Origin of the sequence: Cognatishimia sp. MH4019, assembly GCF_020177595.1 — a bacterium.
Taxonomy (GTDB): Bacteria; Pseudomonadota; Alphaproteobacteria; order Rhodobacterales; family Rhodobacteraceae; genus JAHTBL01.
Genome location: NZ_JAHTBL010000004.1, coordinates 36,213 through 60,627, shown reverse-complemented (window position 1 = coordinate 60,627; position 24,415 = coordinate 36,213). Strand labels below are relative to the sequence as shown.

The following is a 24,415-nucleotide window of genomic DNA, read 5'->3' as shown; positions in this document are numbered from 1 at the left end:
AGGGTGAGAGGCTGGACAACGACCCAAGCGGGGCTCGTTACGGCTGCTTCCTTCCGGACCTGACCGGGTTGGCGAGGTGCTCGCCCGCGCCAACCTCTCGACTCTCCATATAGGGCGACTGAAACTCTTGCGCAAGCGTCTGCAAAGTGTCTGACCCCAGGCTGATCACTTGGGCGCGCAGCGCATCGCCGAAGGTCAAAACGGCTGACTGGCCTTCTTGGGGTGTAAGCTCCCAACCCAAGGCGGACTTGGGGGACACGCGCCGGTGGGTGGCCAGATACTGCTCCATCATCAGGGTAATGGGGATCGTGTCTGCCCAGACGATCTTGGCCTGAGGGAAGGCGCCACCGCCATTGGCGCGGTAGGTTGATGTGGCCAGCAAGAAACTGGCCTCGGGCGTCACGGCTTGCCCGTCATGGCGCAAATCGCGGATCCGGTCGCCGGTCGGGGCGAACGGATCAATGCGGTAGCTTAGCCCATGCAGCGTGTCGAAGTTATAGCTTGGCACGGTTGCGTCGATCAGCGGACCGACGATGCCCTCGTGGTGTTTGGCAAAGAAATGCGCTGCATGCTCCAGCCAGTCTTTTATCCCTGAACCGGTCATGCGCAGCACACACATGGCATTGGGATAAGGATAGAGCGTGAAGAGATCGCAACGGCTGATCGGGCCGGGCGGCAGGCATAGACCGCCGGGCGCGGTCGGAATGCGGTACGGGGCGGTGGCAACGATCAGCGGTGCCTCAAGATGCATCTGCGTGCCGACGCGCCAGCGTTTGGCGTCCGCCATCAAGGATTGACCGGCGTCAAAGCCAAAGGCGAAGCCAGTGCCTGAGATCGGTGCGTCGGTTGTTGCGATCATCCTTGTAATGAAGCGCTTGGTGCGTGCGTGCTGCGGGGCGAGTGTCGCGGTGAGTTCAGGGCACGGCGCGTGGTCCTCAAGTGCGATCAGCCTCGCTTCATGTGTGGCGACCCGCCAGCGCCCGCCATCCTTGGTGAGCCGCAGGTCCATCTGCGCGATATGGCTGGCATTCGCACCGGGCATCATGGTGGGTGTTCCCGCAAGTCTCGCCGCATCCGTATCAACGCCGGGCATGTCGTTATAATCTTCAGATGGCAGCGCTTTGTGGCTGTGGCCTGCCAGAACGATATCGACATCCGGCAAGGCTGCGATCTCATGCGCGCGGTTCTCGGCCCCGGTGGGCTGTGGGCCGGACGCGGGAGCCGTATGTGCCAAGGCGATAATCAGATCGGCACCTTCCGAGCGCAGCTTTCGGGCCGCACGCATGGCCGCATCAACCATATCTTCGACGGTTACGCGTCCCAACAGTTTGTCGCGGTCCCATTTGAGGATCTGAGGCGGCAGGACGCCCAGAAGCCCGATCTTGAGCGGATGTTCGTCACCCGCTGTGTCGCTCAAGGTCCGCTCCAGCAGAACTGTGGGGGAGAAAAGCGATGCGCCATCTGCGTCGGACACATTGGATTGAACAACAGGGCAGGTGAGTGCGCTGTAAAGTCTGGTCGCGGTCTCAAGCCCGAAATTGAAATCATGATTGCCAAGCGTTACCGCATCATATCCCAAGGCCGTGATTGCTTTGCAGGCCGGATGCTCGTTTGGCGCGTTTTGCGCGAAAAGCGTGGCCATTGGTGTGCCTTGCAGCAAATCGCCCGTATCCAGAAGCAAGGTTGTGCCTTCACGACGCGCCGCGTCGATCACCGGGACGGCGCGAGCTAGCCCGCGCATCGGGTCGGGTGCGTTTCGGAAATAGTCGTAAGGCAGGATATGCATGTGCACATCACTGGTCTGCAGTATCCGCAATGTCCCCGTAACTGGCATTCAAACCCTCCCCTTGCCAGCCAAGCTGCGGCTCTCGCCGTAAATTGCAACCTTCGCGTGTGGTTGCCGCGGCCATTGCGTCAAAATGCCCATCGTGCGATGGGTCGGCAAAACAAGAGCCAGCACAGCAGGGGTCGAGGGCAGATCATGAAATTGGCGGAAACGGTGACATTTGGCGGCTCTGCCTTGGATCGGGCTGCGCAGTTGCGCGACAAGACAGATACACTTGCGGCTTACCTGAGTGAAGGCACGCCCGTCTTGATGATCTGGCGCGGCAAACCGCTGGTGGACGGTGATGCGCTGGGCTGGGTGGCTGCGACGCATCCGCTTGTCGCAGATCATCACGCCAAGACCGTGTTTCTGGGGCTGGACGACGGGCAGCCCCGGTTTGCAGTCGATGTCTCTGATTGGGAGCCTGAGGACCTGGACGGGGCCGAGATTGGCGGTTTTGTCGATTTGAGCGAGCAACGCCCGATGGACGTCCCCGACACTGCCGGATTTGCAGAGTTGCGCGCGACGATGACCCGTCTGGGTCCACGAGACGCAGAACTGGCCGCGACCGGCAAAGCGGTTCTGGATTGGCACCGCTCACATCGGTTTTGTGCGCGCTGCGGGGCTGAAAGCGCGATGGCCATGGCCGGGTGGCAGCGCAATTGCCCGTCTTGTGGCGGCAAGCATTTTCCACGCACGGACCCGGTGGTCATCATGTTGATTACCCATGGCAATTCTGTTCTGATCGGGCGCTCGCATTTCTGGCCTGAAGGCATGTATTCGTTGCTTGCGGGCTTTGTGGAGCCTGGCGAAACCGTAGAGGCCGCCGTGCGCCGCGAAGTGTTCGAGGAAGCGGGCGTGCAGGTTGGGCGCGTCGACTATCTTGCCTCGCAACCCTGGCCATTCCCGGCCTCGCTGATGATTGGCTGCCACGGCCACGCGACCAGCACCGACATCACAATCGACCCGGTCGAGATTGAAGACGCGTTCTGGGTCACCCGCGAGCGCATGATGGACGTCTTTGCGGGCAATGACCATACAATCAAGCCGGCCAGAAAGGGCGCAATCGCGCATTTTCTTCTGGCAAACTGGCTTGCGGACACTCTCGATTAGTCGAAATATGCGGCACAAAGAAAAGCAGGGGGAGGCAAATGCAGTTTAAGGCCAGCGAGGACATTGAAGTTCCGATCGACTTTGTCTTCGAGCAACTCTCTGATTTCGAACGGTTTGAGCGCACGGCACTGCGCCGCGGTGCGGATGTTGTACGGACGGATGCGCTCAAGCAGCCGGGCGTCGGAATGGGCTGGCAGGCACAGTTTGTCTTTCGTGGAAAAGCCCGTGAAATGCGCGGTTCCCTCAGCGAATATGACCCGCCCAACCGCCTGAAATTCGATGCCCGCGTCGGGGGGCTTGAGGTTGTGATGGCGATTGATCTGGTTGCTTTGTCCAGAGCGCGCACACGGGTCATGGTCGTGTCAGATCTGAAGCCGCACAATATCCCTGCGCGGCTGCTTTATCAGTCAATCAAGCTGGTGAAGACAAACATGATGCGCCGGATGAACACGCGTCTGGCCGACTATGCCGAGGAACTTGAAGACCGCTACGCGCGCATTGCGTGATCACTTGTCCGACGGAATTTGTCCGGCGGGATAAACGCCCAAAAGCTCTAGCTTGTCGGTGAAATAGTCCAGCTCTTCAAAAGCCAGTTGCACGCTTTTGTCGTCCGGGTGGCCTTCAATATCGGCATAAAACTGGGTCGCGGTGAAATGGCCGTCAACCATGTAGCTTTCCAGTTTCGTCATGTTGATGCCGTTCGTCGCGAAGCCGCCCATCGCCTTGTAAAGCGCGGCTGGAATGTTGCGGACCCGGAAAACAAAAGTGGTCTTCATACCAACCCTGCCGCGCCGCTTCATATCCATATCTCGTGACATGATCAAAAACCGGGTCGTGTTCTTGTCGTGATCCTCGATATGACGTGCGAGCACATTCAGCCCATAGATTTCGCCCGCAAGCTCCGAGGCGAGTGCGGCGCATGTCGGATCGCCCAGTTCGGCAATGTGCTGGGCCGAACCTGCAGTATCCGCGCCGATCAACGGAGCGATATCATTGTCGCGTAAGAAGTCGCGACATTGGCCGAGCAGCACCGTGTGGCTTTGGGCGATTTTGACGTCACTCAGCTTCGCACCCGGCACCACGAGCAGGTTGATATGCACGCGCACGAAACACTCTTCGATGATCTTCAAACCACTGTCGGGGAGCAGCTGGTGAATGTCCGCCACCCGCCCATAGGTCGAGTTCTCGACCGGCAGCATCGCTTGCACGGCGTCGCCCTTGCGCACGGCCTCGATGGCGTCCTCGAATGTGGCGCAGGGGAGGGGCTCCAGATCGGGGCGCGCTTCGCGGCAGGCCTGATGCGAATATGCACCCGGTTCTCCTTGAAAGGCGATACGATTTGTCATTGAGGCCCCTTCGCGCATTCGCCCCAAAATGGGCGTTTGGTCGCGCCTTCTACATCTTGCACACCGACGCGTGAACCGAATACATAGCGGCTAGCAAAAAGCCAAATGGATGCGACATGTTCGACACAATGACGATAACAAAAGCCGGTGGCGCTTTGTGCGGTGCACTTCTGGTCTTTCTTCTGGGCGCTTGGGCAGCGGAAGAGCTCTATCACACCGGCGGGCACGGCAAGCACAGCGAACAGGCTTACGTGATTGAAACCGGCGATGATGAGGTCGCTGAAGTTGAAGAAGAAGTGCCGTTCGAGGTGGTCCTTGCGTCCGCCGATCCTGATCGCGGAGAGCGCGTTTTCGGAAAATGCCGCGCCTGTCACAAACTTGAAGACGGTGCCAACGGCACAGGTCCGCATCTTTATGGTGTTGTGAACCGTGCGGTTGCGTCCGAGGATTTTGGCTATTCCGGCGCCCTGTCCGAGGTAGCCGAGGTGTGGACGCCCGAAAACCTCAACGGTTTTCTTGAGAGCCCGCGCAACTATGCGCCCGGCACATCCATGGGCTTTGCGGGCCTGCCTGATGTTGAAGATCGCGCGAACCTGATTGCGTATCTGGCCAATATCGGCAGCTAAGCCGCATTATATCGCAGACCAAGGGCCGCCTTTCTGGGCGGCCTTTTTTTTGTTTCGGCACGCCCCCCCGTTCTGTGCCTGCTCAGGTGTCCGATCACGCGCTCGATCACGCGCTCGATCACGCGCTCGATCACGCGCCCGATCACGCGGTTGTCACGGAATCTCGCCTTGAACAGTCGACAAATCAGGAATTACCTTACTTTTTAAAGAACAGTTGTCGTCAAACAGGAGAGTTTGGATGCAGAAATCTCGTGCGCGCGGTGTTGCGATTCCTCGGTTGCGGGTCGGACAGACCCTTTTGTTTGCTGGGCTGACAAGCCTTGTTATTGCCTTCGCGGCACTGCAAGCCAAAGCCACCGACGGCTCTGCACAACCTCTCATCAAGTCGCACGGCATCTCGACCTTCGGGGATCTTAAATACTCCGCCGACATGACCCATCTCGATTATGTGAACCCGGACGCGCCCAAGGGTGGCGAGATCTCCATCTGGGGGTTTGGTGGGTTTGACAGCCTCAACCCTTATACACCCAAAGGACGCGCTGCGCGTTTGTCGTCTATTTTCTACGAAAGCCTTCTGGTTGGCACCGCGGACGAGATCGGCAGCAGCTACGGGCTGGTCGCCGAAAGCCTTGAGTATCCCGAGGACCGGTCTTTTGTCATCTTTAACTTACGCGAAGACGTGACCTTCTCGGACGGTTCGCCGCTGACAGCCGAAGACGTTGTCTTTTCATATGAACTGTTCCTCGAAAAAGGTCTGCCCAGCTTCCGTGCCGTGCTGTCTCAGCAGGTCGACACGGCCGAGGTGCTTGGCCCCCACCGCGTCAAATACACCTTCAAGGAGGGCTTTCCGACCCGTGACTTGCCCGAAACCGTGGGCGGCTTGCCGATCTTCTCGAAAGCGCATTACGAGGCAAATGACCGCGATTTCGAGGAAAGCTCGCTTGAACCGCTCCTTGGCTCTGGCCCATACGTTCTGGACGAGGTCGATGTGGGCCAGTCCATCACTTACAAGCGCAACCCTGATTATTGGGGCTGGGATCACCCGCTGATGGCCGGGCGCAGCAACTTCGATGAAATCACGGTCGAGTATTTTGGGGATTACAACGCCGCCTTCGAGGGCTTCAAAGGCGGGGCTTATACGTTCCGCAATGAGGCGAGTTCGAAAAGCTGGGGCACTGGGTATGACTTCCCGGCTGTGACAGAACGCGGCTGGATCAAGAAAGAGGCGGTGCCGGACGGCACCCTTGCCACGGGTCAGTCTTTCGTTCTGAACACCCGTAAAGAGCGCTTTCAAGACCCGCGCGTCCGCGAAGCGATCGGCTTGATGTTCAATTTCGAGTGGTCGAACGAGACCCTGTTTTATGGCCTCTATGCCCGCGTCAACTCGTTCTGGGAAAATTCGGAGCTTGCCGCCGAAGGTTTGCCGTCTGAGGCAGAGCTGGCCTTGTTGGAGCCGCTTGCAGAACATCTTCCCGCTGGCGTTTTGGATAGCGAGCCGGTGATGGCCCCTGAATCCAGCGCGCGATCGTCCACGGATCGCCGCAATCTGCGTCGTGCGTCCGCTCTGCTGGACGAAGCTGGCTGGGAGGTCGGCGCTGACGGTCTTCGCCGCAAGAATGGGGAAACCCTGCGCGTGGAGTTTCTGAATGACAGTCAGACCTTTGATCGGGTTATCAATCCTTACGTGGATTCCCTGCGCCAACTGGGTGTCGACGCGATCCACAACCGGGTCGATCAAGCCGAAGCGGTAAATCGCGAGCGTGCTTATGATTTTGACATCGTCACCACCCAGTTCCCGATGGGGTATATTCCCGGCGCCGGCCTGAAGCAGTTTTTCGGGTCTGAAACGGTCGATGTCTCGACCCGCAATCTGATGGGGCTCCAAAACCCGGCTGTTGATGCACTGATCGACCATGTGGTCGCCGCAACCTCTCAAGAAGAGCTTGAAACTGCCGTCTCGGCGCTTGATCGCGTCCTGCGGGCCGAGCGTTTCTGGATCCCGCAATGGTATAAGGATGCCCATACCATCGCTTACTACGATATCTACGAATACCCTGATCCGTTGCCGCCATATGCGCTGGGCCAGTTGGATTTCTGGTGGTATAACGCAGAAAAAGGCGAAGCACTGAAGGCCGCAGGCGCCTTCCAATAATAAAGGCAGAGCAGGGTAAATGGGCGCCTATATTCTCCGGCGATTGCTGCTGATCATTCCGACTTTGTTCGGTATTATGGTCATCAATTTCGCATTGATCCAATTTGTGCCCGGTGGCCCGATCGAACAGATCATCGCCCAGCTTGAAGGCGAAGGCGATGTGTTTGAAGGCTTTGCAGGTGGCGGTGATGCCGGCATTCAGCAAGGCGGCGGAGATGAGCGCTATCTGGGCGCGCGTGGCCTGCCGCCGGAATTCCTTGAGGAACTTGAGCGCGAGTTTGGCTTTGACAAGCCGCCTCTGGAACGTTTTCTCAACATGATGTGGAACTACATCCGGCTCGATTTTGGAGAGAGCTATTTCCGCTCGATTTCCGTGATTGATCTGGTGATTGAAAAGCTGCCCGTGTCGATCACGCTGGGGCTTTGGTCCACGCTCATCGCTTATCTGATCTCTATCCCGTTAGGTGTGCGCAAAGCGGTGAAGGACGGCACGCCGTTCGACACCTGGACCTCGGGCGCGATCATCGTCGGCTATGCGATCCCCGGCTTTTTGTTTGCGATCCTGTTGCTGGTTTTGTTCGCGGGGGGGTCTTATTTCCAGATCTTTCCGCTGCGCGGCCTGACGTCGGACAACTGGGAAGACCTAAGCCTTCTCGGCAAAATCGGTGATTATTTCTGGCACATCACGCTGCCCGTTTTGGCCTCGACCATCTCGGCCTTCGCGACGCTGACATTGCTGACGAAAAATAGCTTTCTGGATGAGATCAAGAAGCAATACGTGATGACCGCCAAGGCCAAGGGTCTGACCGAGCGACGCGTGATGTATGGCCACGTGTTCCGCAACGCCATGCTGATTGTGATCGCCGGGTTCCCGGCCGTCTTTATCGGCGTTTTCTTCGGCGGCTCGCTTATTATCGAAACGCTCTTCTCCCTCGATGGGCTCGGCCGACTGGGGTTTGAGGCCGCGGTTTCGCGCGACTACCCGGTCATGTTCGGCACGCTTTTCGTCTTTGGCCTGATCGGTCTTGTCGTCGGCATCCTGTCGGACCTGATGTATGTCTTCGTCGATCCGCGCATCGACTTCGAGAGGCGCGGATAGATGGCGCTTTCTCCGCTCAACCAGCGCCGCTGGCGCAACTTTCGCCGCAACGGGCGCGCATACTGGTCGCTGATCATTTTCACGGTGCTTTTCGGTCTGTCGCTCTTTGCTGAGTTTATCGCGAACGACAAACCGATCCTCGTCAGTTATCAGGGCGAGCTGCATATGCCGATCTTCAATTTCTACCCGGAGACGAAATTTGGCGGCGACCTGCGGACCGAAGCGCAATACCGCTATGAAGACGTGCAATGTCTGATCATCACGGGCGGCATGGTCGACTGCTACGACATCCCCGAAGAACTGATTGAGGATGCAGCAGACGGCAACATTGCCGGTGCCGAGATTGACAAAGGCTGGCTGATCTGGCCGCTGATCCGCTACAATTACTCTACCATTGTGGATCGCGGCGGCGTGGCGCCCGCGCCCCCTTCTGCCGAGAACCTGCTGGGCACCGATGACACCTCGCGTGATGTGCTTGCCCGCGTGATTTATGGCTTCCGGCTGTCGGTGCTGTTCACGTTGATGGTCACGGCATTGGCCGCCTCCATCGGGATCATCGCAGGTGCGCTGCAAGGTTATTTTGGTGGCTGGCTCGACCTGATCTTCCAGCGCATCCTGGAAATCTGGGGTTCTACCCCATCGATCTACATCATTATCATCATGTTCTCGGTGCTGGGGCGAAGCTTCTGGCTGTTGGTCTTTTTGATGGTCCTCTTTGGCTGGCCCGCACTTGTCGGCGTCGTGCGCGCTGAATTCCTGAGGGCGCGGAATTTTGAATATGTCCGCGCGGCCCGCGCGCTGGGCGTGTCGAACTGGACGATCATGTTCCGCCACATGCTGCCCAACGCGATGGTCGCAACCTTGACCATGCTGCCCTTCATTATCACCGGCACCATCGGCGGCCTCGCCGCCTTGGACTTCCTGGGCTACGGCCTGCCATCCTCGGCCCCGTCGCTGGGAGAACTCACGCTGCAAGCCAAGCAGAACCTGCAAGCGCCTTGGCTGGGCTTCACCGCCTTCTTTGCCTTCGCTCTCATGCTGTCCCTGCTGGTCTTCGTCTTCGAAGGCATCCGTGACGCGTTCGACCCCCGAAAGACTTTCACATGAGCGTGCTTCTTGATGTCAAAGACCTGCGCGTCAGCTTCTCTCAGGATGGGGAGGTCAGCCACGCAGTGCGCGGTGTCTCCTTCCAGCTTAACAAGGGCGAGACGGTCGCGCTGGTTGGTGAATCCGGCTCTGGCAAGTCCGTCACTGCGCTTTCGACTGTGGACCTTCTGGCGGACAGCGCGACCGTCGAAGGCTCCATCACCTATGACGGCCAACAGATGGTTGGGGCGGATGAAAACATGCTCCGCAAAGTGCGCGGCAACGATGTCAGCTTCATCTTTCAAGAGCCGATGACCTCGCTCAACCCGCTGCACACGCTTGAAAAACAGTTGCGCGAAAGCATTGAGCTGCATCAGGGTTTGCGCGGCGATGCCGTGCGCGAAAAGATTGTCGAATTGATGAACAAGGTTGGCATCCGCGACGCGGAAAGCCGTCTCAGCGCTTACCCGCACGAGCTTTCCGGGGGCCAGCGCCAGCGCGTGATGATCGCCATGGCGCTTGCCAACGGCCCGGAGCTTCTTATCGCGGATGAGCCGACAACCGCGCTTGATGTCACGATCCAGGCGCAAATCCTCGACCTGCTTGCGGACCTCAAGGAAGCTGAAGGCATGTCGATGCTCTTCATCACCCATGACTTGGGCATCGTGCGCAAGATCGCTGACCGCGTCTGCGTGATGAAAGACGGTGAGATCGTCGAACACGGGCCCACGGCAGAGATTTTCGACAACCCGAGGCACCCCTATACCCAAATGCTGCTCAGCGCCGAAGCGACCGGTGTGCCTGTTGAAGTGCCCGCTGGTGCAGAGACGATGGTCACCACCGATGCCCTGCGCATCTGGTTCCCGATCCATGCAGGCTTGCTGAAACGGACCGTCGGTCATGTCAAAGCGGTGAACGCTGCCACCATTGATGTCAGGGCAGGGGAGACGTTGGGCATCGTCGGTGAATCCGGGTCCGGCAAGACGACGCTTGCGCTGGCCATCATGCGGTTGATCCGCTCTGAAGGGCCAATCAGTTACATGGGTCAGCGGATTGACCAGTGGAACAGCCGTAAACTGCGCGATTTGCGCAAGGACATGCAGATCGTCTTTCAGGACCCATACGGATCGCTTTCTCCACGCATGACGGTGGAGCAGATAATCTCGGAAGGGCTGGGCGTTCACGGGACACCCTCTGGGCAGAACGCACATGATATGGTGGCCGAGATCATGGCCGAGGTTGGCCTTGATCCGAATACGATGCATCGCTACCCGCACGAATTCTCAGGAGGCCAGCGTCAGCGTATCGCCATCGCCCGTGCCATGATCCTGCGCCCCAGGCTGGTCGTGCTTGACGAGCCGACAAGTGCTTTGGACATGACCGTGCAGGTGCAGATCGTAGAGTTATTGCGAAACCTTCAGCAAAAATACCAACTGGCCTATCTGTTCATCAGCCACGACCTGAAGGTCGTCCGCGCGCTGAGCCACAAGGTGATGGTGATGAAGCAGGGCGATGTCGTCGAATTCGGGTCCCGCGACCAGATATTCGATAGCCCCGAGACAGATTACACCAAGGCGCTTATGGCCGCTGCGTTTGATCTCAAAGCGACTGCCGCTATCCCAGCGTAACAGTCGCCTCGGCCAGTCCCTCAATCTTAACGGTGCATACCTGACCGGGCCGAATTTGCCCGACGCCCGCAGGGGTTCCTGTCATGATCAAATCGCCCGCGCGCAGATGCACCAAGCGGCTGAGATAAGCGATGATGTCGGGCACCGGCCATGTCATATCCGCGATATCAGCGTCCTGTTTGACCTCACCCTCCAGCGTGCAGGTGATGCGCGCGGTGTCTCGGTTCCAATCGGCAATCGGCGTGATCGCCCCGATGACGGCAGAGTTGTCAAAGCCCTTCGCCATGTCCCAAGGCCGCCGCGTCTCTTTAGCTTGTGCCTGTAGATCGCGGCGCGTCAGGTCGTTCCCGGCGGCATAGCCGAACACGTGATCAAGCGCGGTATCGCGGTTAATTGCAGAGCCGTCGGTGCCAATCGCGACCACCAGTTCGGCCTCAAAATGCAGGTTCTCGGTTGCGACAGGGAAGGGCAGCTTTGCCCCGCTTTCGATCACCGCATCGGCGGGTTTGGTGAAGAAAAACGGTGGGTCCTTGGGGTTGTTCCCAAATTCTTTCGCGTGGTCTTCATAGTTACGGCCTACGCAGAAGATCCGCCGCACAGGGAAGCGCGCATCGGTGCCTTGAACCGCCACGGACGGCGTCGGAAGATCGAAGAGATATGTCATATGCGGACCCTTGCACGGGGTCCGCGAGGGCTCAAGCCTGCATCAGGAGGGCCCGAGCGTTTGGCATTCCGTCCCGCGCGCGGCAAGGCGTCGGCACGCCAGGTCGGCGGTTTCTTCGGTCAGACCCATGAAGTTCGCATCGAACCCGCCCGAGCGCTGAATGATTTTGCGGATTGAGCCGTCAAGCGAGGCCATCTCCATCAGGGCAGTCTTCAACAGGACCTTCTCGGCTGCGTGGCGCGAGCCATAGCGCCCTACGTTGATCCCGTAATGGCGCCCTCCCGAACTGGACAGGCGCGAGACGATCTCGACCACCGGGTCGGCGACCACCTCGGGCTGAATTGACGCGACCGCCACTTGTGTCGGGCGCGCCACTGGCTTTGGAGCGTCCACGATCACTGTCGCATTTTTTGTCACTTCAACCGGTTGTGCCTCGGTCTGCTCGGCCGCTGAGGCCAAGGCCGCCGCATTTGCATCCGCAACAGCGTCTTGAATTTCTTGCTTCATCGCCAAAAGCATCGGATCCGGCTCGGCGCCGGGACGTGAGGTGGGCCGATCACTACGCTTCACGGCTGTCACCAGACGGATCGTCTTGCCAGCAGCGCCTGCAGGCGCGGTCTCGTCGGGCAGGTTATCGTAACGTGGCGGCGCAGGCTTGCGCACGGCTACGCGGCTTGGGGCGCGGTTGAAGCCCATATCCAGCAGCTCGGCCACACGTGCATTGCGTGTTGCGGTGGAGCGGCCGCCAAATACCGTCGCGATGATACGCTCGTTGCCGCGCTCAGCCGAGGCGACAAGGTTAAATCCTGCGGCGCGCGTGTAGCCCGTCTTGATCCCGTCTGCGCCGCGATAGGCGTTCAGCAGGCGGCGGTTGGTGTTGTTCACGCTGGCAATGCCCGCATCGGTGGAGCGGCGCGAGAAGAGGTTGTAGTATTCGGGATAGTCATAGAACAACCGCCGCCCCAGCGTGGTCATGTCCCGCGCGGTCGACAGATGCCCGGATTCGGTCAGGCCGTGGGCGTTCTTGAAGGTCGTCTTGGTCATGCCGAGTGCTTTGGCAGTACGGTTCATCCGGCGGGCAAACGCAGCCTCGGAGCCGGAGATCGCTTCGCCAATTGCTGTGGCCGCGTCATTGGCAGATTTCACGGCGGACGCGCGGATCAGGTAGCGCAGCTCAATACGCGATCCGGCCCGCAGCCCCAGTTTCGAGGGGACCTCCGATGCGGCTTTCTTGGAAATGTGCACTTTGGTGTCGAGAGAAATCTCACCGCGCTCAATCGCTTCAAATGCCACGTAAAGTGTCATCATTTTGGTCAAAGAGGCGGGGTGGAGCCGCGTGTCGGCGTTGCGCGAGTGCAAAACCTCACCCGTGCGCGCATCAATCACCATCGCCGCGTAAGGAGCTGCCATCGCTGGTGGCACAGCCATCAGCAAAACAATAAATACAGTCACGAATAGTCGACGGACGCACTGCCCCAGCTGCGTTTCCACGTTTAACACCTATGATCTGCCTCATGCCGCGCGGTTTTTTGGTGCGCGATCATTTCTGCTGGTAGCCTAACATGGACGGCATTTTCAGAAAATACCTTATTTTCAAGAACTTTACCGATGCGCGCCCAAACGCTACCCCCAGATGTAGCGGGGAGGATGGGGTCAGACTCAAGATCGTGAATGTGGCAGGAATGTGGCAGGGCTAGCCAAGTGACCGAACGAGGTTTGGCAACGCACCCAAATCAGTCAATTCGCGAAACCGTGGCGCATCTGTTGGCGGCTCTGACTGTTCGATGACCCATGTCAGATCGTGGGGCACGTAAACGCCCCAAGCGCCGCTTTCCAACGCTGGCACCACGTCTGAGCGCAAAGAGTTACCGACCATCATCGCCGCCTTGGCACCACCATCAAAGCTGGCGAAAATGCTTTCGTAGATCTGGGGTGTCTTATGGCTCACAATCTCGACACGGTCGAAAAGATCGCCCAACCCGGATTGTGCCAGCTTGCGCTCTTGATCCAGCAGATCCCCCTTCGTAATCAAGACAATCGTATGCGCTTCGGCCAGCGCCCCAACGGCTTCAGCCGCATGGGGCAACAAATGGATCGGATGGCGCAGCATATCCCGCCCTGCCGCCATGAGCTCTGCAATCACAGAGGCCGGGACCCGTTCGTCAGTAACCTCAATCGCTGTCTCAATCATCGACAGAACAAAGCCTTTCACACCAAATCCATAATGCCCCAGGTTGCGCCTTTCGGCTTCCAGCAAGCGCGCGTGCAGGTGATCAGGCTCTGCGAAATCGGCGAGCAGATTGGCAAAACGGTCCTGCGTGATGCGAAAGAACTGCTCGTTTTGCCAAAGCGTGTCATCGGCATCAAAGCCGATTGTCTTGAGTTTCGCCACGTTCTGCCTCCTGCAAAGCCATGCTTGCCCCTTTTCACATCATCTACGTCGATTATATAGTCCACCAACCCAGCCAATGGATTCGCACTTCATGTCGATGCAGCCTGTGACGATGTCAGACAAGAAAGACGACGACGGAGATGTCGGTGTCGTCCTTGAGACGCGTCAGAAGACGCAAAAACCACCGATGTATAAGGTGATGATTTTGAACGATGATTACACTCCGATGGAGTTCGTCGTTCACGTGCTGGAGCGTTTCTTTGGCATGACCCATGCTCAGGCGTTCGAGTTGATGTTGACTGTTCACAAGAAGGGGCTTGCCGTTGTCGGTGTCTTTTCTTTCGAAGTGGCAGAGACAAAAGTGACCCAAGTGATGGATTTCGCCCAGCGTCATCAGCACCCGCTGCAATGCACAATGGAAAAAGAATAACCTTTCCCAGATGCGCCCTACACGATTGAGCCTTGCCCAAGATGGCGGCACCTTTGCGCTGCCCGATGAAGGTACGATTGCTGTGTTCCGTCCACGCTGGGGCGATGATCTGGCCGCGCTGCCGAAAGAGCGCGTTCAGATCGTGCAGGGCTTCAAACCCGATCACGACGCATTCGCCCAAGCGGGCTATGATGCGCAGATCGCGCCGCAGGGCCGTTTTGCGTTCAGCATCGTCTGCATTCCTCGTGCCAAGGCCGAAGCGCGCGTGCTGATCGCGCAGGCTTGCGCGTTGACCGACGGGGTGGTCGTTGTGGATGGCCAGAAGACCGACGGGATCGACAGTCTTTACAAGGCCTGCCGGAAAGAGGCTGATGTGACGGCGGCGTTTTCAAAAGCCCATGGGAAAACCTTTGCGTTCCCTGCGACCGATGCCTTCGCTGATTGGGCGGCATCCGCGTCACCGCAGAAGGCCGAAGATGGTTTTTACCGGCGGCCCGGTGTCTTTTCTGCCGACGGCATTGATGCAGGTTCAGAGGCTTTGGCGAATGCCTTGCCAAAGCTCAAAGGCACCGGCGTCGATCTGGGCGCAGGCTGGGGCTATCTGAGTGCACAGGCGCTGGCCCAAGAGACCATCAAGACCCTGCATCTGGTAGAGGCAGAGGCCGCCGCCCTCGACTGCGCGCGCCTGAACGTTACCAACCCGCGCGCGCAATTCCACTGGGCCGATGCTACCCGGTTCACGCTGCCTGACCCGGTTGATTTCGTGCTGACGAACCCACCGTTTCACACCGAACGCGCCGCGGACCCCGCGATAGGGCAGGCCTTCTTGCAAGCCGCTGCCCACCTGCTCACACCGAGGGGGGAGGTCTGGGCTGTTGCAAACCGCCACTTGCCCTATGAAGCGCATCTCGCGACGCTGTTTCAACAGGTCGAAGAGGTTGGCGGCACACGCGGATTCAAGCTGCTGCGCGCAGTACGGCCAATGCGCTCTCGCTCCTCGCGTTAAACAGCGCTAGGCTTTCCTCTCATAGGAGATCTCTCATGTCGTTCAGCATTTCCGGAAAAACTGCGATTGTTACCGGCGCAGCGAACGGGGTTGGCCTTGCAATCGGGCGGCACTTTTTGGAGAATGGTGCAAATGTCGTCTTTGCCGATAAGGACGAGAAAGCGCTGCGCCACGAATTGGGTGATATCGTCGGCGATGACACTCAAGCCCGGATTTTTGCCGGTGACCTGCGCGAGAAACTGACCATCGCGAACCTGCTTTCGGCCACGATTGATGCGTTCGATCGGGTCGATATCCTGATCAACGCAAGCCGCCAGATTGTGCAATCCGACCCGCTCAACCCTGATGACGACGGGGTTGAACTGCTGCTGCAGCAGAACATGCTGGCCAGTCTGCGGCTGTCGCAGATGATCGCGAAACGCATGATCAAACAGGCCGAAGATCAGGAAGAGGGTATGGCGGGGGCTATCGTAAACCTGTCCTCCATCGCGGCGCGGCGCGCCCATCCCGAAACGCTGGCCTATTCGATCAGCTCTGCCGCGATGGATCAGATGACGCGGTCGCTGGCGGTCGCTTTGGCCCCGCACCGGATTCGCGTGAATGCTGTGGCCTTTGGCAGCGTCATGTCCGCCTCGCTCAAAGATACGCTGCGCGAGCACCGCGAGATGCGCGAAGAAATTACATCGCACACGCCGCTTGACCGGATCGCGAGCCCTGGGGAAGTGGCCCACGCGGTGCAATTTCTCTGTTCAGATGGCTCAGGCTTTGTGACGGGCGAGATTATGACCGTCGATGGCGGGCGCACGCTTCTTGATCCGGTTGGCAACGCGGCGCATTAACTGTCAGGAAACTGTGCCCGGCAGGCGCGAATGTCGCGCCCGGCTTGCGCTTTCAGCTGTGCCAGCTTTTCGCGCATCCCATTCAGTTTGCGTTCTTCAGCAGCCAGATCAATCGCCACCGGCACCTTTTTGGTGCGGATATCGCGTTCCCGGCACAAGGCCCAAACGCCGCGCCGATTGAAGCAATACTGATAGCTGATGCGTGGCTCTATCTGCTCGTCGACGGCAAATCCGCGTGCGATATTGGCTTCGGTCTCTGCGATCAATCCGCTGAGCGTGTTTGCATCGCGGGTCGCCTCGCTCACGCAGCGGTCATAGGGGCTGGCGCAAGCGGCCAGCGCACAGATCAAAAGAACCGGTGAAACACGCATCTTTCGCCTCGAATGCTGCGGATTGGTCGCAGTGTAGGCGGATGCAAACTCTGGTGCAATCAGCGAGGAGAGTGATAGAATGTGTCAAGTTTAGGAGACAGGTTCATGACGGAACAATTTGACGATCGCAAGATCCGGGCTTCAGCGTGGTTTCGCGAATTGCGCGATCAGATCGTCGCCGCATTTGAGGCATTGGAAGACCGCCAGACGGGGGGCGCGACGGCGCATTTACCGGCTGGCCGATTTGAAGTGACAGAGACCAAGCGGGCATCTGAGGATGGATCAGACGCAGGTGGCGGCTTGATGAGCGTGATGCGCGGCGGGCGTGTTTTTGAGAAGATCGGCGTTAATGTCTCGACCGTGCATGGCACGTTGGGCGAACGCGCGCAGGCGGCGATGGCCGCGCGCAAGGGCATTCCCGGCATGAAGGATGATCCGCGCTTCTGGGCTTCGGGCATTTCGCTGGTGGCGCATATGCAGAACCCGCATGCACCGGCTGTTCACATGAACACCCGAATGTTCTGGACACCGCATGCCTGGTGGTTCGGCGGCGGATCCGACCTGAACCCTTGCATTGAATATGACGAAGACACGGCACAGTTTCACAGCGTTCAGAAAGAGCATTGTGACCGGCATGGCGACGAACATTATCCTCGTCTGAAAGCCTGGGCGGATGAGTATTTCTACGTCCCTCATCGAGGCCGCGCTCGTGGCGTCGGCGGTATCTTTGTCGATGATTATTGCACCGGTGACTGGGAAGCTGACTTTGCCTTCATTCAGGACATTGGCCGGGCGTTTCTACCCGCCTATGTCCCACTGGTCGACAAGCGCCGCGACACCGACTGGACTGATGCCGACAAGGACACCCAGCTGGTTCATCGTGGGCTCTATGCCGAGTATAATCTTGTTTATGATCGCGGCACGAAATTCGGTCTTGAAACAGGTCATGACGCGAATGCCGTGCTCATGAGCTTGCCGCCGCTTGCCAAATGGGTCTGATCCCTAAAACCGCAAACTGATTTCAATCAGGCCATCCAGTGATGCTGCTTTGCCCAAAAGGATTGGGTCTTGCAGTGGCGCTGTTTGCCCCGCCAGCGGTGCAACGAAAGCCGTTGTCGGTGCAGGCACGTTCACTTCGGCCACGCGCGCGGTGGTCAACAGAAGGCCGATGAGGACGAATAGGGAAGCGTATTTCATAGCAGCAATCTCCACGATTCCCTTCAGTTGAAGGCAATATAGTAAAGATTCAGATAAGCGCCGCGCCTCAGCCGTGTTTACACAGCAACGAGCGGACTGATTTCTCGCGATCCGACTGCGGCTTTTCATCGGCCAATGCGGGGCTGGGCGTATTGCCCGACAGCACCCATTTGTTCAGCGCGGCCGTCACAATTGGCGTGCAGCCCGCCTCGCGCGAGAAGACCCCGCAGATTGGCGCCCCTGCATCGGGGGCCGCAATCACAGCCTTGCGTTTCGGGGCTTTCACACGTTTCGCCCCAGTGACCGAGCGCAGGGTATTGCGACCCAAAAGGCTTTCGCGCACCTTCGCGCCATGGGTGCCCAGACCGCAGGAATTGGGATTGTGCATCAACCGCGTCTCGGACTGATCGAGGATCGGACCCGACCCCGTCACGGCACTGAACAGGGCGGCTTCAAAGCTGCCCGGTTCAATCTCGGGGGTGTCTACGCGCTTTGTCTTCCGTTCAATCTGAGGCATCGGGGCGTCAAGGCTCGCGACCTGAACACCCTCAACCTTGTCGCCTTGCGACAAAGGCATCACCGCGCCAAAAAGCCCGATTGAAAAGACAGTCATGAACAGCATCAAACGCATCGCGCAAATCTCCTATGGAGGTTTGTCTACTGCGTCATCGCGACCAAACCGCGCCGCAACCTTGTGCAAATCTGGGCAATTTTAGGAAATTACGACGCGTTTTCGCGAACCGTGTCGATCATCAATTGCACATTGGCGGGGTCTGCATCGGGTGTGATGCCGTGACCAAGGTTGAAGATATGCGGCCCGCCCGAGAACGCTTTCACGATGCGCCGCGTCTCGTCGATCAGTGCCTTCCCACCGGTGACCATGTGGCCCGGGGCAAGGTTGCCCTGCACGCAGCCATCGACTTGCAGGTGCTTCGCTGCCCAATCGGCATCAACCGAATTGTCCAGTGCCAGACAATCTGCGCCGACCTCTTTGGCGAAGCCGATATAGTTCTCGCCCGCCTCACGCGGAAAGGCGATCACGTGAATGCCCGGATGCTTGGCTTTCAGCGCGGCGGTGATCTTTTTGGCAGGCTCCAGCGCGTATTTGCGGAATGCATCGCCTTTCAAAGAGCCCGCCCAACTGTCGAAGATTTTGACAACTTCGGCCCCGGCTTCGATCTGCATCGACAGGTAATCAATCGTGGCTTCGGTGATCCGGTCCAAAAGCGCTTCGAACGTGGCTGTGTCTTCCTGGCGCAGCGCATGGGCCGGGCCTTGGTCCGGCGTGCCGCGGCCAGCGATCATATAGGTCGCCACGGTCCAGGGTGCGCCTGCAAAACCGATCAGTGTCGTCTCTGGCGGCAATTCCCGCGACAAAATGCGCACCGTTTCGTAGATCGGCGACAGCACTTCGTGGATGTCGGACGCAGGCTTGAGTTTGGCGAAATCATCCGCAGATGTGATCGTTGACAACCGGGGGCCTTCGCCTGTGACGAACCACAGGTCCGCACCCAACGCCTGCGGCACCAATAGAATGTCCGCAAACAGGATCGCTGCATCAAAGCCGTAGCGGCGGATCGGCTGGAGCGTCACTTCTGCTGCTAAATCAGGGTTATAGCAGAGTGAGAGGAAATCCCCGGCCTGCGCGCGCGTCGCTTTATATTCGGGCAGATAGCGCCCCGCTTGCCGCATCATCCAGATGGGTGGGACATCAAGCCGCTCTCCATTCAGGGTTCTGAGCAGCTTTTTTGTTTGCGCCATAACGGGTCTTTCGTAAGTCATATATCGTCACCTAATTGTTGGCGTCATGTTGACCGGACAAACGAGGTTGTCAAGTTAAGTTGACACAACTAGGAATACCCCATGGCTATCACACTTCCGTCCCCCGCTTCACCCCTGAATATCGGCACACGCGGCTCCCCTTTGGCGCTGGCGCAGGCCCATGAAACGCGGGAGCGTCTGGCCAAAGCCTTCGATCTGCCGTTTGAGGCGTTCACCATCGTCGTCATCAAAACGACCGGGGATAAAGTGCTGGACCGCCCCCTGAAGGAGATCGGTGGCAAAGGGCTGTTTACCCGCGAAATTGAGGACGACATGCTGTCGGGTAAAATCGACATTGCGGTGCATTCCATGAAGGACATGCCTGTCTCCCAACCAGATGGTTTGCTGCTGAACACTTACCTGCCGCGCGAAGATGTGCGTGATGCGTTCGTTTCGCTGGATGGCGGTAGGCTGGCTGATTTGGCGGAAGGTGCCATCGTAGGAACGTCCAGCCTGCGCCGCAAAGCGCAACTGCTGAACTATCGCCCCGATCTGGAGATCGTGGAGTTTCGTGGCAACGTGCAAACCCGGTTGATGAAACTTGAGAATAAGGTGGCCGAGGCGACGTTTCTTGCAATGGCAGGCCTCAACCGGCTCGACATGAAAGACGTGCCCCGCACGGCGATTGAGACCGACGAAATGCTTCCTGCCGTCGCGCAAGGTGCGATCGGGATCGAACGCCGCGCAGATGACATGCGCGTGGCCGAAATGCTTGAAGCGATCCATGATGTCGAAACCGGACAACGGCTTGCAGCCGAACGCGCGTTCCTGGCTGCTCTTGATGGGTCTTGTGAGACGCCCATCGGTGGCTTGGCCGAACTGGACGGCGGCACGATCAAACTGCGCGGGGAAATCCTGCGCACCGATGGTTCCGAAGTTATCGCGGATAGGGGCGATGCCCCCATTGAGGACGGCGCTGCCCTCGGCACCGAGTTGGCCAATACCCTGCGGTCGCGCGCTCCAGCGGATTTCTTCTCTTGGGTCGCCTGACGGTTTTAGGTATTTTGGGACAAAAGAAGCCGGTAACCGCCCATTAACCTTAACGCGGGCCTTTCATCTTTGCCTAAATACTCAAGCTGACGTCGGCCGCGCAAATCAGCTTTCGAAAAGACGCGAAACAGGGCTTGACGGGGCCGCGCGCTGGTTTTAGGTCAGCGCCTCAGTGGCGGAGTAGCTCAGGTGGTTAGAGCAGCGGAATCATAATCCGCGTGTCGGGGGTTCAAGTCCCTCCTCCGCTACCACTTCCGGAAAATCTTGCTTTATTTTGTGCATCTCACGCAGCCGTGAGCTGATTTGACATGCCGACCTTTGTCGATGCCTTCGGAAATGCATCCGGGCACGCTATGTTCTTAGGAAGCCATCCGGAGGGAGATCACCTGAATGCAATCGCCCAAGACCACCCGTCGCACCGTTTTGACCACTGCCAGCGCTGCTTTTTTGACTGCAGCGTCGGGTTTGCTTTTGCCCGCCCGCGCCGCCGGTCTGGCCCCCACGCCGACCATGCGCGGCGGGGCAAAAACTATCGTCCCGGCGCGCCTATTGTGGAGCGTATCGGCGGGGGTGGCTTCTGGATGTCTGGAACAGTGCGCCGCGCGGGCGATGGCGCGCCGTTGCCAAACAGGCGCATCCAGATCTGGGCGCATACCACGGAAGGCCACGAACGCGATCAGCGCAGCCACGGGGCCACACTCACCGATGCCAGCGGGGCGTTCCGCCTTGAAATGCCGCAGATCGTTCCGGCCTTTGGTCAGCCGCATGGCCACTTGGCCTATGACGATGATGCAGAGTTCAAGACGGTCTTCTTGCGCCCGATCATGCCCAGCGCCAGCGACACCAGCCTCGCGGTTGATTTTGTGCTTGAGCCCGTGTGAACGTCCCAAGTCGGCACGCCAGAAAAGCCCGACAGAACGGCCTGATCCTTGCTGTTGCAGGCGTGTCGATCACTGTCGCCCTTTATGCTGCAGCGACCAGCCCGCTGCTGCAATGGCGTGATCCGATCTACATCACCGGTGGGCTTGCCGGCGTCATCGCTTTGGCTCTTTTGCTGATCCAGCCGCTGCTTGCGGGCGGTCGGATCGCAGGTCTTTCCGCTGCCAAAAGTCGTCGCATTCACCGTTGGGTCGGGGCTGCGCTTGTCTTTTCGGTGCTGACCCATATCGGGGCGCTCTGGATCACCAGCCCGCCTGATGTAATCGACGCACTTTTGTTTGTCTCGCCCACGCCGTTTGCAGTTTGGGGCGTGCTTGCCATGTGGGCGATCTTCGCAGCCGCCGCCCTTGCGAGTGTCCGCAAACGGTTGCCGTTTCATATCTGGCGTGCGGCCCATACAAGCCTTGCGGTCGTTATTGTTACCTGCAGCGTCCTGCACGCGGTTCTGATTGAAGGCACCATGGGACCAGAGTCAAAAGCGGTGCTTTGCGCTCTTGTCATATTGGCTACTGGAGGTGTGATCGCCGAGTTGCGCGGCTGGTTCCGGCGCGCCTAGCCGCCTTGAAAATCATTGCCATCCTGATAATCGCAAGGCGTCGACTGCATCTCTAAGTGCAGCTTATTGCCCTCGTAAGGATGCGCGCGCGCCAAGTCCTCATCCAATGTGATCCCAAAGCCCGGCACGTCTGATAATTCTACAAACCCGTTCTCCACCCGGATCGCGCCGCCGATCAGCTGATCGTGAAAGTCGGTCTCAATCGTCTCTGCCATCAGAAGGTTCGGGATCGACGCCCCGAAATGCAGGTTTGCCGCCCATTCCACCGGTCCGGCGTATAGGTGTGGGGCCATCTGCGCGTTATAGACCTCGGCCAAGGCGGCGATCTTTTTGGCCTCCCAGATGCCACCAACGCGGCCCAAGGCCGGTTGCAAGATCGTCGCAGCACCTTGGCGTAGGACGGGTGCAAATTCGGCCTTCGTGGTCAGACGTTCCCCCGTTGCGACGGGGATCGACGTCGCCCCCGCCACGCGCGCCATCTGTGCCACGTTGTCCGGCGGGATCGGTTCCTCAAACCAAAGTGGAGCGTAAGGTTCCAACGCTTTGGCCAGCCGGATCGCGCCGCCGGTCGAGAACTGCCCGTGGGTGCCGAACAGCAAATCCGCACGGTCGCCGACAGCCTTGCGGATCGCCTTGCAGAACTGGGCAGAGCGAGAGATATCGCTCATACTAGGCTGGTGACCCGCATGGATCGTGTAAGGGCCTGCAGGGTCGAACTTCACCGCAGTATAGCCGCGGTCGACTGCGTCTAATGCCGCCTCAGCCGCCATATCGGGCGAGGTCCAGAAGGCTGCCGGATCATGGTGGGGCAGGGGATAGAGATAGGTATAGCAGCGCACACGCGGTGTCACCTTGCCGCCCAACAATGCATAAACAGGCCGCTCGCGTGCTTTGCCAAGGATATCCCAGCACGCGATTTCAAGTCCTGAAAACGCGCCCATCACCGTCAAGTCAGGCCGCTGCGTGAAGCCCGCCGAATAGGCGCGGCGGAACATCAGTTCGATACTCTCGGGGTTTTCGCCTTCCATATGGCGCGAGAAGACATCCTCGATCACGGCTTCCATCGCTTTCGGCCCGACGGAGGATGCGTAGCATTCTCCCACTCCTTCGATCCCGCAAGCTGTCGTGAGTTTTACGAAGATCCAATAGCGCCCACCCCAGCCTGGAGCAGGGGGTGCGACGGTAAATATCTGAAGGTTCTGGAGCCGCATCAAAACACAATCACGTTGCGCTTTGCCGCCCCGCCTTTGGTATCTTCGATGGCCTCATTGATCTGATCCAAGGACCAACGGCCCGAGATAAGCTCGTCCAGCTTTAGTCGCCCTTGCTGATAGAGATCCACCATCCACGGAATGTCCCGCTGAATGACCACATCGCCCATCTTGGAGCCGACCATGCCTTGGCCCGTTGCCGCAAGGATCACCGGCTCATAAGAGGACGCCTGTCCGCTATGGGGCATGCCCACCATGACCACCTTGCCGCCCGCCGCCAGATAGCGTGGTGCCGTATCGTAGGCCGGGATTGCGCCCACAGTTACAATCACCGCATCCGCCCCGCGCCCCATTGCTTTGAACGCGGCTTTCCACGGCTTGGCGTCGGTTGCCAAGACGCCGTCCGTTGCGCCGAATTCCCGCGCCATAGCGAGCTTTTCGTCCGACATATCCACTGCCACGATCCGCCGCGCGCCTGCGATCCGCGCGCCCTGAATGGCGTTTAACCCAACGCCGCCTGCGCCAATCACGACAACGTCTTGCCCTGCGCGCAAGTGCGCGGCATTCACCACCGCGCCGACGCCAGTAATAACCCCGCATGAAATCAGCGCTGCCGCGTCTTTTGGCAGATCGTCCGAAATCACCACTACCTGTGACTGATCCACGACGACTTTCTCTGCAAACGCTCCGCAGGCCATCGCCTGATGCAATTTGCCGCCGTCGACTGTTTTCAAAGGCCCGTGATCCCCGTCATAGGGGGTCTCGCAGATCGTCGGTTTGCCAGTGGCGCAATTTGGGCAAGTCCCACATGCCCGGATCAGCGTGACAACGACAGATGCGCCCAGTGGCACCATCGCAGCATCGCCCACAGCGGTCACAACGCCTGCTGCCTCATGCCCGTAAACCGCAGGTAGTGATCCACCCCACGCCCCATCTGCGAAAGAGATGTCTGAATGGCAGATCGCCACCGCGTTCAGAGTGACCTCGACCTCACCGCCCAAAGGCGCACGGAGTACGACATCCTGAATGGTGAGCGGAGCGCCAAATTCATGGCATACGGCGGCTTTGATTGTTGGCATGAATGTCTCCCAAATCGTGCTTTACCGTCGCCGCGTCGCGTCCTG

General features: G+C 58.9%; 23 protein-coding genes, 1 tRNA gene, 1 other RNA gene and 2 pseudogenes. 15 read left to right on the top strand and 12 right to left on the bottom strand.

The annotated features are described in order from the left end of the window. Position 1: 1 nt before the first annotated feature. Together ffs and KUW67_RS18475 are read right to left on the bottom strand one after the other, a co-directional pair. Positions 2–100, bottom strand: an RNA gene (gene ffs, locus KUW67_RS08350) — signal recognition particle sRNA small type. 240 nt (positions 101–340) lie between these two features. Beyond that, positions 341–1,786 (bottom strand): annotated as a pseudogene (locus tag KUW67_RS18475) (5'-nucleotidase C-terminal domain-containing protein); the annotation flags it as partial. Between the two features lie 195 nt (positions 1,787–1,981). Here KUW67_RS18475 and nudC point away from each other — a divergent pair. Beyond that, complete coding sequence (gene nudC / locus KUW67_RS08340) at positions 1,982–2,938, top strand: NAD(+) diphosphatase (protein ID WP_224824845.1); 957 nt, start codon at positions 1,982–1,984, stop codon at positions 2,936–2,938. Positions 2,939–2,976: 38 nt separating this feature from the next. Beyond that, positions 2,977–3,444, top strand: coding sequence for an SRPBCC family protein (locus KUW67_RS08335; protein ID WP_224824844.1), 468 nt, complete (start codon positions 2,977–2,979; stop codon positions 3,442–3,444). Here the strand turns inward: KUW67_RS08335 and KUW67_RS08330 are convergent, their stop codons facing one another. Then, complete coding sequence (locus KUW67_RS08330; protein ID WP_224824843.1) at positions 3,445–4,284, bottom strand: prephenate dehydratase; 840 nt, start codon at positions 4,282–4,284, stop codon at positions 3,445–3,447. 116 nt (positions 4,285–4,400) lie between these two features. Between KUW67_RS08330 and KUW67_RS08325 the strand changes: the two genes are divergently transcribed. The 5 genes from KUW67_RS08325 to KUW67_RS08305 all read left to right on the top strand — a co-directional run bounded on the left by KUW67_RS08325 (position 4,401) and on the right by KUW67_RS08305 (position 10,875). Then, positions 4,401–4,910, top strand: coding sequence for a cytochrome c family protein (locus KUW67_RS08325; protein WP_224824842.1), 510 nt, complete (start codon positions 4,401–4,403; stop codon positions 4,908–4,910). A 238-nt stretch (positions 4,911–5,148) separates the two neighbouring features. Next, positions 5,149–7,062: an extracellular solute-binding protein gene (locus KUW67_RS08320; protein WP_224824841.1), complete on the top strand. Its 1,914-nt coding sequence runs from the start codon at positions 5,149–5,151 to the stop codon at positions 7,060–7,062. Positions 7,063–7,081: 19 nt separating this feature from the next. Continuing rightward, entirely contained in the window at positions 7,082–8,161 is a 1,080-nt protein-coding gene (locus tag KUW67_RS08315) for a microcin C ABC transporter permease YejB (protein WP_224824840.1), read from the top strand. Next, a complete protein-coding gene (locus KUW67_RS08310) occupies positions 8,162–9,268 on the top strand; it encodes an ABC transporter permease (RefSeq protein ID WP_224824839.1) in 1,107 nt (368 codons plus the stop codon). Next, entirely contained in the window at positions 9,265–10,875 is a 1,611-nt protein-coding gene (locus KUW67_RS08305) for an ABC transporter ATP-binding protein (RefSeq protein WP_224824838.1), read from the top strand. Before KUW67_RS08310 ends, KUW67_RS08305 begins: the two co-directional genes overlap by 4 nt. Here the strand turns inward: KUW67_RS08305 and KUW67_RS08300 are convergent. From KUW67_RS08300 to KUW67_RS08290, 3 genes are all read right to left on the bottom strand, one after another. Next, complete coding sequence (locus KUW67_RS08300; protein ID WP_224824837.1) at positions 10,862–11,539, bottom strand: fumarylacetoacetate hydrolase family protein; 678 nt, start codon at positions 11,537–11,539, stop codon at positions 10,862–10,864. The two genes, KUW67_RS08305 and KUW67_RS08300, sit on opposite strands and share 14 nt — an antisense overlap. 42 nt (positions 11,540–11,581) lie before the next feature. Further along, positions 11,582–12,967: a D-alanyl-D-alanine carboxypeptidase family protein gene (locus KUW67_RS08295; RefSeq protein WP_224825137.1), complete on the bottom strand. Its 1,386-nt coding sequence runs from the start codon at positions 12,965–12,967 to the stop codon at positions 11,582–11,584. 265 nt (positions 12,968–13,232) lie between these two features. Further along, positions 13,233–13,931, bottom strand: a complete 699-nt coding sequence (locus KUW67_RS08290; protein WP_224824836.1) for an HAD family hydrolase — start codon at positions 13,929–13,931, stop codon at positions 13,233–13,235. Between the two features lie 91 nt (positions 13,932–14,022). Here KUW67_RS08290 and clpS point away from each other — a divergent pair, with 91 nt between their 5' ends. Genes clpS through KUW67_RS08275 form a run of 3 tightly spaced genes read left to right on the top strand, consistent with a single transcriptional unit; the run spans position 14,023 to position 16,206 of the window. Continuing rightward, on the top strand, positions 14,023–14,361 hold the full coding sequence (gene clpS, locus KUW67_RS08285) for an ATP-dependent Clp protease adapter ClpS (protein WP_224824835.1): 339 nt from the start codon (positions 14,023–14,025) through the stop codon (positions 14,359–14,361). Between the two features lie 10 nt (positions 14,362–14,371). Then, positions 14,372–15,367: a class I SAM-dependent methyltransferase gene (locus KUW67_RS08280; RefSeq protein WP_224824834.1), complete on the top strand. Its 996-nt coding sequence runs from the start codon at positions 14,372–14,374 to the stop codon at positions 15,365–15,367. A 35-nt stretch (positions 15,368–15,402) separates the two neighbouring features. Next, entirely contained in the window at positions 15,403–16,206 is an 804-nt protein-coding gene (locus KUW67_RS08275; RefSeq protein ID WP_224824833.1) for an SDR family NAD(P)-dependent oxidoreductase, read from the top strand. Here the strand turns inward: KUW67_RS08275 and KUW67_RS08270 are convergent. Beyond that, positions 16,203–16,577, bottom strand: coding sequence for a hypothetical protein (locus KUW67_RS08270; protein WP_224824832.1), 375 nt, complete (start codon positions 16,575–16,577; stop codon positions 16,203–16,205). The two genes, KUW67_RS08275 and KUW67_RS08270, sit on opposite strands and share 4 nt — an antisense overlap. A 105-nt stretch (positions 16,578–16,682) precedes the next feature. On the opposite strand from KUW67_RS08270, the gene hemF reads away from it, so the two are divergent. Continuing rightward, positions 16,683–17,576, top strand: a complete 894-nt coding sequence (hemF, locus tag KUW67_RS08265) for an oxygen-dependent coproporphyrinogen oxidase (RefSeq protein WP_224824831.1) — start codon at positions 16,683–16,685, stop codon at positions 17,574–17,576. Positions 17,577–17,579: 3 nt separating this feature from the next. Here the strand turns inward: hemF and KUW67_RS08260 are convergent, their stop codons facing one another. From KUW67_RS08260 to hemE, 3 genes are all read right to left on the bottom strand, one after another. Continuing rightward, a complete protein-coding gene (locus KUW67_RS08260) occupies positions 17,580–17,774 on the bottom strand; it encodes a hypothetical protein (protein WP_224824830.1) in 195 nt (64 codons plus the stop codon). 67 nt (positions 17,775–17,841) lie between these two features. Next, the gene (locus tag KUW67_RS08255) at positions 17,842–18,405 is read right to left on the bottom strand and encodes a hypothetical protein (protein WP_224824829.1); all 564 of its coding nucleotides are present in this window, start codon (positions 18,403–18,405) and stop codon (positions 17,842–17,844) included. Positions 18,406–18,494: 89 nt separating this feature from the next. Beyond that, the gene (hemE, locus tag KUW67_RS08250; protein ID WP_224824828.1) at positions 18,495–19,535 is read right to left on the bottom strand and encodes a uroporphyrinogen decarboxylase; all 1,041 of its coding nucleotides are present in this window, start codon (positions 19,533–19,535) and stop codon (positions 18,495–18,497) included. Positions 19,536–19,637: 102 nt separating this feature from the next. Between hemE and hemC the strand changes: the two genes are divergently transcribed. The 4 genes and pseudogenes from hemC (at position 19,638) to KUW67_RS08230 (ending at position 22,080) form a co-directional block, all read left to right on the top strand. Then, positions 19,638–20,585, top strand: coding sequence for a hydroxymethylbilane synthase (hemC, locus tag KUW67_RS08245; protein ID WP_224824827.1), 948 nt, complete (start codon positions 19,638–19,640; stop codon positions 20,583–20,585). Between the two features lie 174 nt (positions 20,586–20,759). Beyond that, a tRNA-Met gene (locus KUW67_RS08240) sits at positions 20,760–20,836 on the top strand. 139 nt (positions 20,837–20,975) lie between these two features. After that, positions 20,976–21,466: pseudogene (locus tag KUW67_RS08235) on the top strand (twin-arginine translocation pathway signal). Further along, positions 21,463–22,080, top strand: a complete 618-nt coding sequence (locus tag KUW67_RS08230) for a ferric reductase-like transmembrane domain-containing protein (RefSeq protein WP_370634937.1) — start codon at positions 21,463–21,465, stop codon at positions 22,078–22,080. The pseudogene KUW67_RS08235 and the gene KUW67_RS08230 overlap by 4 nt, the downstream one beginning before the upstream one ends. On the opposite strand, the gene KUW67_RS08225 is transcribed toward KUW67_RS08230, so the two are convergent. Both KUW67_RS08225 and KUW67_RS08220 read right to left on the bottom strand, forming a co-directional pair. Continuing rightward, entirely contained in the window at positions 22,077–23,291 is a 1,215-nt protein-coding gene (locus KUW67_RS08225) for a mandelate racemase/muconate lactonizing enzyme family protein (protein WP_224824826.1), read from the bottom strand. The two genes, KUW67_RS08230 and KUW67_RS08225, sit on opposite strands and share 4 nt — an antisense overlap. Next, the gene (locus KUW67_RS08220) at positions 23,291–24,370 is read right to left on the bottom strand and encodes a zinc-binding dehydrogenase (protein WP_224824825.1); all 1,080 of its coding nucleotides are present in this window, start codon (positions 24,368–24,370) and stop codon (positions 23,291–23,293) included. The genes KUW67_RS08225 and KUW67_RS08220 overlap by 1 nt, the downstream gene beginning before the upstream one ends. Positions 24,371–24,415: the final 45 nt, after the last annotated feature.

Bases quoted from the DNA above. Each gene is read 5' to 3' on its own strand.
- KUW67_RS08300 (WP_224824837.1), bottom strand. From the start codon at position 11,539: ATGACATATCTCTTCGATCTTCCGACGCCGTCCGTGGCGGTTCAAGGC.
- KUW67_RS08295 (WP_224825137.1), bottom strand. From the start codon at position 12,967: ATGGCTGTGCCACCAGCGATGGCAGCTCCTTACGCGGCGATGGTGATT.
- KUW67_RS08310 (WP_224824839.1), top strand. From the start codon at position 8,162: ATGGCGCTTTCTCCGCTCAACCAGCGCCGCTGGCGCAACTTTCGCCGC.
- KUW67_RS08220 (WP_224824825.1), bottom strand. From the start codon at position 24,370: ATGCCAACAATCAAAGCCGCCGTATGCCATGAATTTGGCGCTCCGCTC.
- KUW67_RS08255 (WP_224824829.1), bottom strand. From the start codon at position 18,405: ATGCGTTTGATGCTGTTCATGACTGTCTTTTCAATCGGGCTTTTTGGC.
- hemC (WP_224824827.1), top strand. From the start codon at position 19,638: ATGGCTATCACACTTCCGTCCCCCGCTTCACCCCTGAATATCGGCACA.
- KUW67_RS08280 (WP_224824834.1), top strand. From the start codon at position 14,372: ATGCGCCCTACACGATTGAGCCTTGCCCAAGATGGCGGCACCTTTGCG.
- KUW67_RS08225 (WP_224824826.1), bottom strand. From the start codon at position 23,291: ATGCGGCTCCAGAACCTTCAGATATTTACCGTCGCACCCCCTGCTCCA.
- KUW67_RS08275 (WP_224824833.1), top strand. From the start codon at position 15,403: ATGTCGTTCAGCATTTCCGGAAAAACTGCGATTGTTACCGGCGCAGCG.
- KUW67_RS08315 (WP_224824840.1), top strand. From the start codon at position 7,082: ATGGGCGCCTATATTCTCCGGCGATTGCTGCTGATCATTCCGACTTTG.
- KUW67_RS08335 (WP_224824844.1), top strand. From the start codon at position 2,977: ATGCAGTTTAAGGCCAGCGAGGACATTGAAGTTCCGATCGACTTTGTC.
- clpS (WP_224824835.1), top strand. From the start codon at position 14,023: ATGTCGATGCAGCCTGTGACGATGTCAGACAAGAAAGACGACGACGGA.
- hemE (WP_224824828.1), bottom strand. From the start codon at position 19,535: ATGGCGCAAACAAAAAAGCTGCTCAGAACCCTGAATGGAGAGCGGCTT.
- KUW67_RS08305 (WP_224824838.1), top strand. From the start codon at position 9,265: ATGAGCGTGCTTCTTGATGTCAAAGACCTGCGCGTCAGCTTCTCTCAG.
- KUW67_RS08270 (WP_224824832.1), bottom strand. From the start codon at position 16,577: ATGCGTGTTTCACCGGTTCTTTTGATCTGTGCGCTGGCCGCTTGCGCC.
- nudC (WP_224824845.1), top strand. From the start codon at position 1,982: ATGAAATTGGCGGAAACGGTGACATTTGGCGGCTCTGCCTTGGATCGG.
- KUW67_RS08325 (WP_224824842.1), top strand. From the start codon at position 4,401: ATGTTCGACACAATGACGATAACAAAAGCCGGTGGCGCTTTGTGCGGT.
- KUW67_RS08320 (WP_224824841.1), top strand. From the start codon at position 5,149: ATGCAGAAATCTCGTGCGCGCGGTGTTGCGATTCCTCGGTTGCGGGTC.
- hemF (WP_224824831.1), top strand. From the start codon at position 16,683: ATGACGGAACAATTTGACGATCGCAAGATCCGGGCTTCAGCGTGGTTT.
- KUW67_RS08330 (WP_224824843.1), bottom strand. From the start codon at position 4,284: ATGACAAATCGTATCGCCTTTCAAGGAGAACCGGGTGCATATTCGCAT.
- KUW67_RS08260 (WP_224824830.1), bottom strand. From the start codon at position 17,774: ATGAAATACGCTTCCCTATTCGTCCTCATCGGCCTTCTGTTGACCACC.